The organism is Algibacter sp. YIN40, from assembly GCF_057219435.1.
The window spans coordinates 390,056-404,903 of sequence record NZ_JBXVVC010000001.1 but is presented as its reverse complement, the minus strand read 5'-3'; the positions used below and the strand labels follow the sequence as shown (position 1 = coordinate 404,903).

General features: G+C 32.3%; 14 protein-coding genes. 8 read left to right on the top strand and 6 right to left on the bottom strand.

The window, feature by feature from the left end:
- Window positions 1-97 precede the first annotated feature (97 nt).
- The 5 genes from AC2D6V_RS01930 to AC2D6V_RS01910 all read right to left on the bottom strand — a co-directional run bounded on the left by AC2D6V_RS01930 (window position 98) and on the right by AC2D6V_RS01910 (window position 5,766).
- Window positions 98-2,716, bottom strand: a complete 2,619-nt coding sequence (locus AC2D6V_RS01930) for a BamA/OMP85 family outer membrane protein (RefSeq protein WP_484647505.1) — start codon at window positions 2,714-2,716, stop codon at window positions 98-100.
- Window positions 2,688-3,428, bottom strand: a complete 741-nt coding sequence (uppS, locus tag AC2D6V_RS01925; protein ID WP_484646355.1) for an undecaprenyl pyrophosphate synthase — start codon at window positions 3,426-3,428, stop codon at window positions 2,688-2,690. Before uppS ends, AC2D6V_RS01930 begins: the two co-directional genes overlap by 29 nt.
- Window position 3,429: 1 nt before the next feature.
- Window positions 3,430-4,119: a type IX secretion system protein PorG gene (gene porG / locus AC2D6V_RS01920; protein ID WP_484646354.1), complete on the bottom strand. Its 690-nt coding sequence runs from the start codon at window positions 4,117-4,119 to the stop codon at window positions 3,430-3,432.
- Window positions 4,120-4,218: 99 nt separating this feature from the next.
- Window positions 4,219-5,103 (bottom strand): NAD kinase, encoded by an 885-nt coding sequence (locus AC2D6V_RS01915; RefSeq protein WP_484646353.1) that lies wholly within the window; start codon window positions 5,101-5,103, stop codon window positions 4,219-4,221.
- A gap of 3 nt (window positions 5,104-5,106) precedes the next feature.
- Window positions 5,107-5,766, bottom strand: coding sequence for a CBS domain-containing protein (locus tag AC2D6V_RS01910; protein ID WP_484646352.1), 660 nt, complete (start codon window positions 5,764-5,766; stop codon window positions 5,107-5,109).
- A gap of 98 nt (window positions 5,767-5,864) precedes the next feature.
- Here AC2D6V_RS01910 and AC2D6V_RS01905 point away from each other — a divergent pair, with 98 nt between their 5' ends.
- The 7 genes from AC2D6V_RS01905 to clpX all read left to right on the top strand — a co-directional run bounded on the left by AC2D6V_RS01905 (window position 5,865) and on the right by clpX (window position 12,247).
- Window positions 5,865-6,578: a pyridoxine 5'-phosphate synthase gene (locus AC2D6V_RS01905; protein ID WP_484646351.1), complete on the top strand. Its 714-nt coding sequence runs from the start codon at window positions 5,865-5,867 to the stop codon at window positions 6,576-6,578.
- Window positions 6,578-7,348: an alpha/beta fold hydrolase gene (locus AC2D6V_RS01900; RefSeq protein WP_484646350.1), complete on the top strand. Its 771-nt coding sequence runs from the start codon at window positions 6,578-6,580 to the stop codon at window positions 7,346-7,348. Before AC2D6V_RS01905 ends, AC2D6V_RS01900 begins: the two co-directional genes overlap by 1 nt.
- A 38-nt stretch (window positions 7,349-7,386) precedes the next feature.
- Window positions 7,387-8,253 carry a class I SAM-dependent methyltransferase gene (locus AC2D6V_RS01895; protein WP_484646349.1) on the top strand — a complete coding sequence of 289 codons (867 nt, stop codon included), beginning with the start codon at window positions 7,387-7,389 and terminating at the stop codon, window positions 8,251-8,253.
- Window positions 8,254-8,365: 112 nt separating this feature from the next.
- Window positions 8,366-8,713, top strand: coding sequence for a phage holin family protein (locus AC2D6V_RS01890; RefSeq protein ID WP_484646348.1), 348 nt, complete (start codon window positions 8,366-8,368; stop codon window positions 8,711-8,713).
- A gap of 91 nt (window positions 8,714-8,804) precedes the next feature.
- Complete coding sequence (gene tig, locus AC2D6V_RS01885) at window positions 8,805-10,133, top strand: trigger factor (RefSeq protein WP_484646347.1); 1,329 nt, start codon at window positions 8,805-8,807, stop codon at window positions 10,131-10,133.
- A gap of 139 nt (window positions 10,134-10,272) precedes the next feature.
- Complete coding sequence (gene clpP / locus AC2D6V_RS01880) at window positions 10,273-10,947, top strand: ATP-dependent Clp endopeptidase proteolytic subunit ClpP (protein ID WP_484646346.1); 675 nt, start codon at window positions 10,273-10,275, stop codon at window positions 10,945-10,947.
- Between the two features lie 67 nt (window positions 10,948-11,014).
- The gene (gene clpX / locus AC2D6V_RS01875; RefSeq protein ID WP_484646345.1) at window positions 11,015-12,247 is read left to right on the top strand and encodes an ATP-dependent Clp protease ATP-binding subunit ClpX; all 1,233 of its coding nucleotides are present in this window, start codon (window positions 11,015-11,017) and stop codon (window positions 12,245-12,247) included.
- A gap of 223 nt (window positions 12,248-12,470) precedes the next feature.
- Here the strand turns inward: clpX and AC2D6V_RS01870 are convergent, their stop codons facing one another.
- Window positions 12,471-13,985: a GH3 auxin-responsive promoter family protein gene (locus AC2D6V_RS01870; RefSeq protein ID WP_484646344.1), complete on the bottom strand. Its 1,515-nt coding sequence runs from the start codon at window positions 13,983-13,985 to the stop codon at window positions 12,471-12,473.
- Window positions 13,986-14,027: 42 nt separating this feature from the next.
- On the opposite strand from AC2D6V_RS01870, the gene AC2D6V_RS01865 reads away from it, so the two are divergent.
- On the top strand, window positions 14,028-14,822 hold the full coding sequence (locus AC2D6V_RS01865; protein WP_484646343.1) for a DUF2797 domain-containing protein: 795 nt from the start codon (window positions 14,028-14,030) through the stop codon (window positions 14,820-14,822).
- The last annotated feature ends 26 nt before the right edge of the window (window positions 14,823-14,848 follow it).

The window sequence follows — 14,848 nt, the reverse complement described above, 5'->3', positions numbered from 1 at the left end:
ATCTTCAAAATTAACGAATTTTAATTTTAAAAATTTCATTCTCATTCAAATCATCAAAAGGTTATTAGAAAATATCGTGCCAAAATAAATATGTTCGTTAAAATTGTTGCCCAATTATGAAGTGTGTTTCCCATCCATGTTTCCCAACTTCTCCATCTAATGGATCGAATCCATGACCGAAATCGATTCCTAATAAACCAAATGCTGGCATAAATATTCTAACACCTAAACCTGCAGAACGGTTAATATTGAATGGATTATAGTCTCTAAAACTGTTATAAGAAGCACCACCTTCTACAAATGCAAGTGCAAATATTTTAGCAGATGCTGCAAGCGTTATAGGGTAGCGTAATTCTAAAGAAAATTTGTTATATATGGTACCTCCATCTTGATCAGACAATGATTGGTTTGGATAACCACGTAATGCAATTACCTCTCTACCATCCAGTGAAAAGTTACCCAAGCCATCACCTCCTAAATAAAAACGTTCAAAAGGAATAACACCTCTGTCATTATTGTAAGCTCCTAGAAAACCAAATTCTACACTAGGTTTAAGAACTAATTTACTATTGTTAATTACTTCGGTATACCAATCTCCTTTAAAGTTAATTTTATAAAACTCTAACCATTTATAACGTTCTTGGTCTATTTCACTAATTCTAGTAGAAGCATCTGTACGATCTGCATCTGAAGCAGCAACATCACTTAGAATGTCGTTATTCATTTCTCTTTCTTCTTTTAATGCCCCATAATCAACATCATTAAATAAAGAATATGGAAGAGATACTTTCGCGGTTATTCCAAAATTTGAACCTCCAGTCGGGTAAATAGGGTCTACACTGGTATTGTTTCTGCTAAGACCAACTGTATATGATAGGTTGTTAGAGCTTCCATCACCAAATGTAAATAGTCCCGTATTATAATTTTGTAAGTCGTAGTGTTGATATCCAATTGCCTGAGATAAGGTAAAATAATCATCTGGCACAGAAAGACGCTTTGCTAAACCAATAGAAAGTCCAGTAATATTAAATCGTCTAGATTTATCTGCATCTCTTGTTACTGGATTAAATAAGAATTGTTTTGTATGTGATATTGACGTTGAAAACTGTACAGGGCGTCTTCCGCCTAACCAAGGTTCTGAAAATGAGAAACTATATGTTTGGAAAAAACGACTTGCTTGAAGACGTAACGCTAATTTTTGACCATCCCCCATTGGGATTGGTTTATAAGCATCTTTATTAAAGATGTTTTTTATTGAGAAATTGTTAAATGATAAGCCAAGCGTCCCTATAAAGCCACCTCCGCCATAACCACCTTGCAACTCTATTTGACTGGATCCTGTTTCCTTAAGAACGTAATCAATATCTACAGTTCCTTCATTTGGATTTGGATTTTTAATATCTGGAGTTAACTCTTGTGCATCAAAAAAGCCTAATTGACCTAGTTCTCTGATGGTTCTAACTACATTTGCTTTACTATATAATTGACCTGGGCGCGTTCGTATTTCTCTGTAAATAACATGGTCATTCGTTTTGTCATTTCCAGAAACACTAACATTGTTAAAGTATGCAGGTTTTCCTTCAACAATTCTTATTTCCATGTCAATAACATTTTCTTTCGCGCTAACCTCAACAGGATTTATAGTTGAAAATAAATAACCATTATTTTGATACAGGTTTGTAATATCTAGTGCATCTGGTTTAGAATTGTCTGCAATTCGTTTTTCAAGTAAAACACCATTATAGGTGTCTCCTTTTCTAATACGCAACATTCTAGTTAGTTGATCATTGGAATATACTGTGTTCCCTATAAATGTGATATCACCAAATTTATACTGCTCACCTTCATTAACATTAATTTGAAGTGATATAGTTTTATCATTATTTATTATAACACTATCAGACAATACTCGGGCATCTCTATAGCCGTTCTCTTTATAGGTGTCTATAATGTGACCTAAATCGGCTTGATAAGCAGAATCTATAAATTTTGATCGCTTTAATATTCTAAGACGATTAATTTTTTTAGTGCTTTTCATGCTTTTTCGAAGTTTTTTGCTTTTTAAAACTTCGTTGCCATTGAAAACTATATCTTTAATTTTAACCTTTTCGCCTTTATCAATATTCAATACCATATTAACTCTAGCAGTTTGAATAGAGTCTTTTACTTCAATAGTGTTTATATAGACTTTAGAGTTTAAGAACCCTTCTTTTTTGTATTTTGTTTCAAGGAAATTTTTTGTAGTAGTAATTAAGTTTTCCGTTACTTTAACTCCTTTGTCAAGTTTGTTTTCTTTTATAATACCTTCAACTTTAGACTTTTTTACACCATTAACTTTTAGTTCATTAAGTTGAGGTAAATCTGAAAGGCGAATTTCTAAATAGGCTGTATTACCATCTATTTTGATTATGTATAATTCTATGTCGTTAAAAAGTTTAGAGTTCCATAATTTCTTAATGGCTGTGCTAATATCTTCACCAGGGATGGTTATTTCTTTACCTTTTCTTAAACCTGAGTATGTGACAATGGTTTTTTCGCTGAAACTAGTATTTCCAGATACAGAAACACCACCAAGAATATATTTTTTGCCATCATCGTATGATATGTCCTGTGCCTGAAGGCTAAAACTAAAAACTATAAATAGTAATACTAAACAGTTTTTTATATAAGTAGAAAAAGCTAAACTATTAGCTAAGTTGTTCACTTGTTTTCCCAAATCGTCGTTCTCTTTTTTGATATTCAATAATAGCTTTATACAAATGCTGTTTTGTAAAATCTGGCCAAAGTGTATCGGTAAAATACAATTCGGCATAAGCAATCTGCCAGAGTAAAAAGTTACTTATACGTTTTTCGCCACTTGTTCTAATAAGCAAATCCACGTCTGGTAAATTTTGCGTGTAAAGATGCTCATTTATAATCGATTCATCAATTTTTTCGGGCGAAATTATATTATTTTTAACTTTAATACTAATTTCTTTAACAGTGTTTAGCAATTCTTCCCTAGAACCATAACTCAATGCTAAAGTTAAAGTCATTTTATTGTTATCTTTTGTGGCATCAATAACATCGAAAAGTTCTTTATAAACTTTAGATGGCAATGTCTTTAAATTACCAATAGCTGTTAATTTAATATTGTTGTCTTGCATGGTTTTAATCTCTTTTTTTAAAGAAGAGACTAAAAGTTTCATGAGTGTTTGAACTTCTAGTTTTGGTCTATTCCAGTTTTCAGTAGAAAAAGCATAAAGTGTCAGATTTTCAATCCCCAATTCTGCAGAAGTTTCAACCACATTCTTAACTGATTTTGTACCATTTTCATGACCAAAAGTACGCAGCATACCTTTTTGTTTTGCCCATCTACCGTTGCCGTCCATAATAATGGCAACATGTTTGGGTAATTTATTAGGCTGTATGTCTTTTAGTAAGTCCATTTTAATTTGCAGCGCAATAGCAAGGGTTTAGTCCAAAAGTGTATGTTAAGGTAATTCCTGAAAACACATACCAATCATTATTATTTATATTTCCAAATCTGAATTGTTCTCTGAATTCATCATCTGGAATACTGCCGTCTATTTCATCAGAGAATGTATATCTGGCGCCTATTTCTAAACTAAGCACGAAATTATCCAGAAATGTTGTTTTGAACCCTAATGCCATGGGAATACCATAAGCCCAACTAGAATTATTTTCTTGAGTTTGAACCCCGTTTAGGAAATAATGATTATCATGATTTGCAACACTAATACCCGTATATAAGTAAGGAGTTCCCAGTTTTTTGCCAGTATGTAAATCAAAATCAAAGAAAGTAAATTCCATTCCAGCAGATATTTCTATAATTTGATTTGTAAAACTATAACCTCTTTGAATTCGCCTAGGGTCATCAGAATTATTGTCTATACCTTCTAGTTCGGAGAAAATTAAGGATATCCTATAAGAATGTCTTGGACTTCTATTCCATTTATAAACCCCACCAATGGCTAACTGATTGGGAGAAATATAATCTGTTGCACCTACATCTCCTATAAAATTACTGCCACCAATAAAAATACCAACTTCATTTATTTGAGCATGCCCTAAATAAAAGCTTAAAATACTAAAAACCAATACAGTTAAATGCTTCATATACGTTCAAAAGTTTGCAAATATAATAAATAAGATTAGCTAAGTATAATTTGAGCTAAATTGTATTAGTGTAAAACTGTATTTCGACTAAATTATTGTTTAATTACGCTTGTCTTCGCCCCAAAGTAGCTTTTTTCGGAGTGTACTTAAAAAGCTTTCATTTAAAAGATCTATCATTTTAATTTTAAATGATGCTTTTTTAATTTTTATAAGAGTTCCGTTATCTAAAGTGGCAATTCTAGAATCTAAAGACACTAAATGGTTTTCCTCACGCCCATCAACTCTAAGATGTATTTCAGTAGAATCGGGAATAACTAAAGGTCGCGCACTCAAATTATGTGGTGCAATAGGCGTTAAAACAAAACTATTTGTACCAGGGGTTATTACTGGGCCTCCACAACTTAAAGAATACCCTGTAGATCCTGTTGCTGTGGAAACTATTAAACCGTCACTCCAATAAGACGTTAAATATTCACCATCTAGATGCGTTTCAACAGTAATCATAGAAGTTGTATTTTTTCTACTTACAGCAATTTCATTTAAAGCAAAATTAAGTGATGTAATCTCATCATTTTCAGGTGAAGTTTCTATTTCGAGTAAGCTGCGCTCTGAAATTTTATAATTTCCATCAATAATATCTTGAATAGCTTTTTCTATTGAATCAACTTGAATTGTGGCTAAAAACCCTAATCTACCTGTATTAATACCAATAATGGGTATGCCCATATCTTTCACAAAAGTTATGGCTCTTAAAATAGTACCATCACCACCAACACTTACCAGTAAATCAAACGAGCTGTCAAGGACATCAAACGTATTAAATGCAACATAGTCGTCTAAATTGGAATTTTGTGCTTTAATGAGATCATAGAAATGTGTCTCTATATAAGCATCCACATCTTTTTTAACAAGCGAATTGAAAAGTGTTATAACAGATGATGAAGTCGTTTCATTATAAAATCGTCCAAAAACGGCAACCTTCATAGTTTACATATTTAAATATTTATTCAAATAATCAGATCGCTCTTTCAGGCTCTGATTATAACCATCATCTTCATGCCCAGAAACTATATTATAACTATAGCGCCTAAACGTTTGAATAATCTCGTTTAAAGAAGCATTGCCAATTTTAAGGGTTACTTGAACGACATCATTTTTCATTTTGGAAACAAAAGCTCCAAGTAATTTCCCATTGTTCGATTCTACAATCTGGCTAATTTCACTAAATGAATAATCGGAAACACCTTTTTCTACAACTAAAATGCCACCGGGATCAATGAAAAAAGGTGACTCACTAAATAAACTTATTACATCACTTAATTCGTAATAACCAAGATATCTATTGCTTTCATTTAAAACAGGCATTATATTGCTTGAGTTTCTTGCAAAAGCTTCTAAAACATCTAGCCAAAGCGTTTTGTCTTTTACGTGAAAATCTTCAAGCGCATAAGCATAATCACTTATTAGTTTGTCACTTTCAAAACAGTGTACATCAGTTTCAAATAAACTACCAATAAACTCATTATCCTTATTTTTAATGGGGATATGAGAATATGTTAATTGATTAAACAAAACTTGCAAGTCACTTATTTTGCTATCATTAGCAATAGGTTTTATATCGTTTATTATGTATTCTGAGAGCTTCACCTAATTTTAAAGATTCGTTTGTATTGGTATGCAAATTAATTAAAAAAATAACACTTAAGCCTGTTCTACTTTGTATTTTTGTGGTTTAAAAATTATATATGACTAAGCTAAGTGTTAATATTAACAAGATTGCCACCTTGAGAAATTCTAGAGGAGGTGATCTGCCTAATGTTGTTGAATTTGCTAAAGATGTTCAGCGTTTTGGGGCAGAAGGGGTTACAATTCACCCACGACCAGACGAACGCCATATTCGTTATCAAGATGCACATGACTTAAAATCAGAAGTTTATACAGAATATAATATTGAAGGGAACCCAATTGAATCGTTTATTGATTTGGTCATAGAAGTTAAGCCAACACAAGTTACCTTGGTTCCAGATGCAGTTGATGCTATTACAAGTAATGCTGGATGGGATACCATTAAGCACAAAAGTTTTTTAATCGATGTTATAAAGGAGTTTCAGAATAATAATATACGAACGTCCATTTTTGTGGATCCAGTATTAAAACAAATTGAGGGTGCTAAAGAAACAGGAACCGATAGAATTGAACTCTATACAGAGGCTTTTGCGCATCAGTATGGTTTAGGGAACAAAGAGGCTATTAAACCTTATGTAGAAAGCGCTAAATTAGCGAACAAATTAGAATTAGGTGTTAACGCTGGACACGATTTATCCATAGAAAACATCAAGTTTTTTAAAGATAAAATTCCAAATTTATTGGAAGTATCTATTGGGCATGCACTTATTTCTGAAAGTTTGTATTTGGGTGTTGAAAATGTAATTCAAATGTATTTACATAGACTAAAATAATGCTGCTACATTCAAATATTATAGGAGAAGGAAAACCATTTGTAATACTTCATGGCTTTTTAGGAATGAGTGATAACTGGAAAACACTTGGAGGGCAATTTAGCGAGTTAGGGTTTCAAGTTCATTTAGTAGATCAACGAAATCATGGGCGTAGTTTTCATGATAACGAATTCAATTATGAAGCCCTTGCTGAAGATTTAAAACAATACTGTGATGCTCATAACCTAAAAAGCATTATACTTCTTGGCCATTCTATGGGAGGTAAAACAGCCATGTTATTTGCAACGGAATACCCAGAGCTAGTTTCAAAATTATTAGTAGCCGATATTTCACCACGATTTTACCCAATACATCACGATGCAATTTTAGAAGGCTTAAGTTCTTTAGATTTTGACATTATAAAAAGTAGAGGAGAGGCCGATAAATTGTTAAGCAATTATGTGTCAGATGTTGGAACACGAATGTTTTTACTTAAAAATTTATATTGGATTGAGAAAGGAAAGTTGGCATTGAGAATAAACTTGGAGGTTTTAAAGAATGAAGTTGGCGAAATTGGAGAACCATTACCAACCTACGCGAGATTCGAAAATGACACTTTGTTTATGCGTGGTGATCGATCAGAATACATTGGGTTAGAAGATGAAAGGTTAATTTCAAATCATTTTCCGAAAGCTCAAATTATTACCATTTCTAATTCTGGGCATTGGTTACATGCAGAAAATCCAAAGGAGTTTTTTGAAGCGGTAGTTTTATTTCTCAGTATTGAATAAAATACCGTGATTAATGCTAATAGAAAAGTAAACCAGTAATGAAGAAGACAAGAAAATTACGTGATTTATGGTATGGGTTAAGTACAAAGCAAAGATTTTTAGTACGTCGATTATATTATGTACCTGTTGATTTGTATGATAAAATTAGAGGTGCTACAAATAAATATGTTCCTCCTAGAGGTTATATTTATACAGGTTCGCCTGCAAGTGCTAAAGATTATTTGCAACAAGGTTTAAGTCAGTTAGAGCTTTTAAAGGATGAGATTAATTTGCAACCACTAGATTCAATTTTGGATATAGGAAGTGGGGTAGGTAGGACAGCTATTGCAATTAGTGGTTTTCTTGATAGAAATGGTTCTTATGATGGATTTGATGTAGTTAAACAGGGAGTAGATTGGTGTAATGCAGGTTTAGGGAAAGATTTCTCAAATTTCAATTTTAAGTATGTCCCAATTTTTAATGACCTATACAACACATCGAAAATAAAAGCAACAGATTTTAATTTCCCTTATGAAGCAAATAGTTTTCAAAAGATATTTTCGTTCTCATTGTTTACTCATATGCAAATTGAAGAAATTCAACATTATTTTATTGAAATTGAAAGAGTGTTAAAACCAAATGGTTTATGCTTTTCGACATTTTTTTTATATAATTCGAGTAACGAGCAATATATTTCTACAAGAAGAGACTTTAATTTTCCTTTTAAAAAAGACAATTTCCGATTAATGAATGATGATGTTAAGTCGGGAAATATTGCTATAAATGAAGAGAAATTACAAGGCATGCTTAAAACAGCAAATCTGGAATTTGTTAAAATTGTTGATGGGTTTTGGAAAGATGATATTAGAGATCAGTCAAAAAAGGAATTTCAAGATATTTTAGTGTTTAAAAAACGCTTTAATTAATTTTAGTAGAAGGTATTAGTAACTTCTACAAAGATTGATTTAATGAGTGCTGTTAATTGTTTTCAATCCAATTCGTAAATAAGTTATTTGTATATTTATTAAAAATATAATCATGAAACTAATTCTCAAACTTCTCCTAAACGCGGTTGCTGTTGTAATCCTATCAAAAGTATTATCTGGTGTTTTTGTAGACGGTTATGTTACCGCAATTATTGTAGCCGTCGTATTGTCTATTTTAAACCTTTTGGTTAAACCAATTTTGGTAATTTTTACATTACCTATAACCATTGTAACATTAGGGCTTTTTCTGCTTGTAATAAATGCGTTAATTATTTTATTAGCTGATAAATTAGTTGAAGGTTTTTCGGTGACTAATATTTGGTGGGCAATACTTTTTAGTGTGTTACTTTCAATACTACAATCTATACTACATTCGCTTTTAAAAGAAGATAAAAAATAGCTTAACAATCAAACAATTAAAACTTTGTTGGGGTGCGAAAAATGTTATATTTTTGCATCCCAATTTTAGTTATACTAATTTATATTTAAAAATGAATATTACAAGAGAAAACGTTGATGCATTAAATGCGGTTGTGAAAGTGGATATTGCTAAAGAAGATTATAGCGATAAAGTTGAAAAGATCTTAACAGATTATCGTAAAACAGCAAACATTCCAGGTTTTAGAAAAGGACATGTACCAATGGGAATGGTTAAAAAACAATATGGTAAAGCCGTATTGGTAGATGAGGTTAATAAACTATTGCAAGAAGCTTTAAATAAATATTTAACCGAAGAAAAATTGGATGTACTTGGACAGCCATTGCCAAAGCCTCAAGATGCTGTTGATTGGGATTCTGATGCTTTTTCTTTTGAATTTGAATTAGGTTTGGCACCAGAATTTGAAGTAAACTTAAAAAGTAAAAAAGCGATTACGCAATACAACATTGTTGCTGATGATAAAATGATAAATGAGCAGATTGAGCGTATTCAAAAGCAATATGGAAAATTAATTTCGCAAGAAACTGTTGAAAAAGACAGTGAAATTACTGGGACTTTTAAAAATGAAGAACGTGAAATCGATAATACGGTAACTTTAACTTTAGATAAGTTTAAAGGGAAAGCAACCTCAAAACAATTTATTGGGGCAAAAGCTGGCGATGTTATTGTTTTAAAAACAAAAGGACTTTACAGCGACGACCACGAGTTAATGCACGCTTTAAAATTAAGCCATGATGATGTTCATGGTTTAGATATTGAAGTGTCTTTCACAATTTCAGAAATTAATCAAAGAGAATTAGCCGATTTAGATCAAGAGTTATTTGACAAACTTTTTGGTAAGGGAACCGTTACTTCTGTTACAGAATTGAAAGAGAAAATTAAAGAAGATGCAGAGAAGCAATTCGTTCAACAGGCAGACCAGAAATTATTGAATGATGTTACAGAGTACTTAGTAGAAAATACTAAGTTCGATTTGCCAGCGGAATTCTTAACAAAATGGATGCAAACAGCTGGAGAAAAAGAAATGGATGAAGTTCAAGCAAAAGAGGAATATGAAAAATCTGAAAAAAGCTTGCGTTACCAATTAATTGAAGGAAAATTGATAGAAGAAAATAACGTTCAGGTAACCATGGATGATATTAAAGGTCATGCAAGAGAAATGATTAAGGGACAAATGGCCCAATTTGGTCAAATGGATCCTTCAGATAAAGAATTGGACGATATCGCTGCACGCGTATTATCAAACCAAGATGAAGCGCGTCGAATTTCAGAACAGTTAGTTAGTCAAAAACTTTTACAAGTATATAAAGAAAAGGCTAATTTGAAGGTAAAAGAAATGAGTTACGAAAACTTTGTTAAAGAAGTTTACGGGGACAAATAATCAAATAATAATTCATTATATTTAAGCGCTTAAACGCATTCGTTTGAGCGCTTTTTTATTCAATTATATTTTGAGAGAAAGCTTTATGTATCTTGATGTGAATCAGGATTTTAAATCAAATTAATATTTTAGAACAATTATGGATTACGCAAAAGAATTTGAAAAATTCGCGATAAAAGACCAAGGAATAAGCAGCACTTATTATAATAAAATAGTAAGTAGCATGTATCCAACTAGTTTAACCCCTAATATTATTGAAGAACGCCAGATGAACATCGCAATTTTCGATGTGTTTTCACGTTTGATGATGGATCGTATTATTTTTATGGGTACTGCTATTAACGACCAAGTGGCTAACATTATTCAGGCACAACTGTTGTTTTTAGAAAGTGTGGATGCTTCTAAAGATATTCAAATTTATATCAATTCGCCAGGTGGAAGTGTGTATGCAGGTTTAGGTATTTACGATACTATGCAGTTTATTAAACCAGATGTTGCAACTATTTGTACAGGAATGGCTGCCTCTATGGGCGCCGTTTTATTATGTGCGGGTCAAAAAGGTAAACGTAGTGGATTAACACACTCTAGGGTTATGATTCATCAACCATTGGGTGGCGCACAAGGACAGGCGAGTGATATTGAAATTACAGCACGTGAGATATTAACTTTAAAGGAAGAGCTTTATAAAATTATTAGTAAGCATTCAGGTCAAGAATACGACAAAGTTTACACCGATAGTGATAGAGATTATTGGATGAAAGCCGATAAAGCTAAGGAGTACGGGATGATTGATGAAGTTTTAGTACGCGAATAAATAAATTTTTGTAGTTTTATAAATCGTTAATCATTGATTTGAAACGATTTATATTAAAAATTAATTAATGGCAAAAGAAGAATTAGAATGTTCCTTCTGCGGAAGAAAGAAACCAGAAACTAATTTATTAATAGCTGGTTTAGATGCACACATCTGTGATAGATGTATCGAGCAGGCGCATGGTATTGTTATAGAAGAGTCGAAACAGACTGATAGTAGTGACTTGTCGGCCGAACTAAAACTTCGCAAACCACAACAAATAAAAGCGTTTTTAGACGAATATATTATTGGTCAAGGAATGACTAAAAAAGTGATGTCTGTAGCTGTTTATAATCATTATAAAAGATTGTTGCAGCCAGCGTCAAATGATGATATTGATATTCAAAAAAGTAATATCATTATGGTTGGGCAGACAGGTACGGGTAAAACCCTTATGGCAAAAACCGTTGCTAGAATGCTTAATGTGCCTTTGGCCATTGTAGATGCAACTGTTTTAACCGAAGCAGGTTATGTTGGGGAAGATGTTGAAAGTATTTTAACCCGCTTATTACAGGCTGCAGATTACAACCTCGATAAAGCTGAAAAAGGAATTGTTTTTATTGATGAAATAGATAAAATTGCCCGTAAAAGTGACAATCCTTCGATTACTCGAGATGTTTCTGGTGAGGGTGTGCAGCAGGCCTTGTTAAAATTGTTAGAAGGAACGGTTGTAAATGTTCCACCAAAAGGTGGTAGAAAGCATCCAGACCAAAAATTTATTGAAGTAAATACAGAAAATATTTTGTTTATTGCTGGTGGCGCTTTCGACGGTATCGAACGTGTAATTTCTAAACGTTTGAATATGCAAGCTGTTGGTTATAGTGCTTCTATATCGGATGATGTTGTAGATCAAGATCATTTACTTCAGTATATCATTCCTAAAGATTTAAAAGATTTTGGCTTAATTCCAGAAATTATAGGTCGTTTACCAGTGCTTACATATATGGATCCTTTAGATGCTAAGACACTAAGAGCTATTTTAACTGAGCCGAAAAATGCCATTATCAAGCAGTATAAGAAGCTCTTTTTGATGGATGAAATAGATTTTAGTATTACAGAAGGGGCATTAAACTTTATTGTTGGTAAGGCTATTGAATATAAGCTTGGAGCTAGAGGGTTAAGGTCTTTATGTGAAGAGATTTTAACTGATGCTATGTTCGAATTGCCAAGTAGTGATGAGAAGAAGTTCAATGTTACAAAAATATATGCCGAAGAGAAACTAACTAAAACTACTTTGAAAAAGTTGAAAGCTGTTTCATAGAATAAAATTGAGTTAAACAAAAAACCACGCTTTTAGCGTGGTTTTTTTATTTGGACTTAATTAATAATGGACATTATGAGGAATTTTTCGTTTGTCTATTAAACTTCAATAAAAATATACTTAATAAACTGCCTTACAAAAGAATTCAATAGCTTTTAGATGATTAGATGAAATACTCGTTTAAAAACTTTTAGCAATACACTTCATCGAATAAATAAGATTTTCAAGAATCCAAGTTTAATAATGCCTCGAGATAATTTCTGGAATTAGAGAGTCTAGGTATTTTATGTTGTCCACCAAGCTTATTGTTTTGTTTTAGCCAATCATAAAAGAGTTGCTCTCGTGCTACATGTATTTTAGGCTTATTTAATGTGATGTTGTTATAGCGTTTTGCTTCGTAATCAGAATTTAAAGACTTTAATGCATTGTCAAATAACTCAGTAAAATAGTTGAGGTCTTTTGGTGGTGTTTTAAATTCCATAAGCCATTCGTGCCCGCCTTTTTCTTTGCCTTCCATAAAAATGGGTGCAGCAGTATAATCGACTATCTCAGCCTTGGTGCGTTTGCAAACTTTTTTTAATGCCGCTTCTGCGTTTTCTATAATAAGCTCTTCGCCAAAAGCATTTATATGATGTCTGGTTCTACCAGTAACTTTTATTCTATAAGGGCTTAAGGATGTAAATCTTACTGTGTCACCTATTTTATAACGCCATAATCCAGCGTTAGTAGTTATAATGACGGCATAATTTTGGTTTAATTGTACTTCGCTTAATGGGATTGCTTTTTCTTCTTCAGAGGCATAGATGTTCATCGGGATAAATTCATAGAAAATACCGTAATCTAACATGAGTAATAATTCATCAGAATTATTTTGATCTTGAATAGCAAAAAAGCCTTCCGAAGCATTATAAATCTCATAATACTTAAAATCTTTTTTTGGAAGAATATTTTTGTATTGGTCTATGTAAGGTGTAAAGCTTACTCCACCATGAAAATAGACTTCAAGGTTTGGCCAAATATCAAATAAGTTTTCTTTACCTGTAATTTTTAAAACGTCGTTGAGTAGTACGAGCATCCATGAAGGTACACCTGCTAAGCTGGTTACATTTTCGTTTATGGTTTCATTAACTATTGCTTGCATTTTATGTTCCCAGTCACTCATTAGAGATACCTTACTACTTGGGGTGCTACTAAATTCTGCCCAAAACGGCATATTGTCAATTAAAATAGCTGATAAATCACCAAACACAGTGCCGTTCTCTTTGTATAACTCTTTACTACCTCCCAAGCGTAAGCTTTTACCATTAAATAGCTGAGAGTCTTCGTTGTTATTTAAATACATGCAAAGTAAATCTTTACTAGCGGCGTAGTGACAATCCTCTAATGATTCAGGGCTAACAGGGATAAACTTACTTTTAGATCTAGTGGTGCCACTTGATTTTGCGAACCATTTGATTGATGAAGGCCAAAAAATATTATTTTCACCTCGTCTTGAACGTTGAATCAAATCTTGGCAAGCTTCATAATTTTTAATCGGAATTCGTTCAGCAAAAGTTTTATAATTTTTTATTGAAGCAAAATCATATTGCTTGCCTATTTCGGTATCTTTAGCATAATCTATTAAACTTAAAAGTAATTCGTTTTGTACTTCGTTAGGGTATTTTAAAAAGAGTTCAATTTGGTGAAATCGCTTTTTTAAGAACCAAGAAGCAATAGAATTTACTAAAGGAATTGGCATATTTGTTTTATATTTAATTTCTTAAAAATAAGACTTTTTTTTATGACCTACCAAGGTGTTTTAACAAAAATGGAAACCGAGTTTTCGCAACCAATTCAATATTATTTGGTATTTGCAAATGACTTTTTGAATATGAATCAGTTGCTCAATAAATCCATTACTATTCAATTTGTTAAGTATCAATGTTTAAACTGTGGATTAGATAAGCCTATTTACAGACAAGGCTTTGATAAACAATGTTTTTACGATACTGCTCGTGCAGGAGATTGGATTATGCGCCCAGAACTTAGTACAGCACATTTAGGTAAAGAAGATCGTGATTTAGAATATGAAAAAAAGGCACAATTGCAACCGCATATAGTTTATTTAGCAAATTCAAGTAATGTGAAGGTTGGTGTTACCAGAAAAAGCCAAGTTCCAACGCGATGGATTGACCAAGGTGCGCATGAAGCTATTGAAATTGTTGAGGTTCCCAATCGCTATTTGGCTGGTATTACAGAAGTAGCTTTGAAGGATTATGTAGGCGATAAAACCAATTGGCGAAGTATGCTTAAGAATGATATTAAGGACGAGAACTTAGTTGAGTGGCGCAATCGCTTAAAACAATATATTCCACAAGAAGCAAAGGATTACTTTATAGAAAGTAATACAGAAACTAATTTAGAATTTCCGGTAAATAAGTACCCTGAAAAACCAAAGAGTTTAAATATTATAAAGCAACATCAATATTCGGGAAAGCTTGTTGGAATAAAGGGACAGTATCTTATTTTTGAAGACCAGACGGTGTTCAATATCCGTGCTAATGAAGGATTGGTGGTAAATATTACCATAAACTAAAAACCCCATTTACAATTAATGCAAAT

Bases quoted from the DNA above. Each gene is read 5' to 3' on its own strand.
- uppS (WP_484646355.1), bottom strand. From the start codon at position 3,428: ATGGACTTACTAAAAGACATACAGCCTAATAAATTACCCAAACATGTT.
- tig (WP_484646347.1), top strand. From the start codon at position 8,805: ATGAATATTACAAGAGAAAACGTTGATGCATTAAATGCGGTTGTGAAA.
- porG (WP_484646354.1), bottom strand. From the start codon at position 4,119: ATGAAGCATTTAACTGTATTGGTTTTTAGTATTTTAAGCTTTTATTTA.
- AC2D6V_RS01870 (WP_484646344.1), bottom strand. From the start codon at position 13,985: ATGCCAATTCCTTTAGTAAATTCTATTGCTTCTTGGTTCTTAAAAAAG.
- AC2D6V_RS01895 (WP_484646349.1), top strand. From the start codon at position 7,387: ATGAAGAAGACAAGAAAATTACGTGATTTATGGTATGGGTTAAGTACA.
- AC2D6V_RS01865 (WP_484646343.1), top strand. From the start codon at position 14,028: ATGACCTACCAAGGTGTTTTAACAAAAATGGAAACCGAGTTTTCGCAA.
- clpP (WP_484646346.1), top strand. From the start codon at position 10,273: ATGGATTACGCAAAAGAATTTGAAAAATTCGCGATAAAAGACCAAGGA.
- clpX (WP_484646345.1), top strand. From the start codon at position 11,015: ATGGCAAAAGAAGAATTAGAATGTTCCTTCTGCGGAAGAAAGAAACCA.
- AC2D6V_RS01915 (WP_484646353.1), bottom strand. From the start codon at position 5,103: ATGAAGGTTGCCGTTTTTGGACGATTTTATAATGAAACGACTTCATCA.
- AC2D6V_RS01890 (WP_484646348.1), top strand. From the start codon at position 8,366: ATGAAACTAATTCTCAAACTTCTCCTAAACGCGGTTGCTGTTGTAATC.
- AC2D6V_RS01900 (WP_484646350.1), top strand. From the start codon at position 6,578: ATGCTGCTACATTCAAATATTATAGGAGAAGGAAAACCATTTGTAATA.
- AC2D6V_RS01905 (WP_484646351.1), top strand. From the start codon at position 5,865: ATGACTAAGCTAAGTGTTAATATTAACAAGATTGCCACCTTGAGAAAT.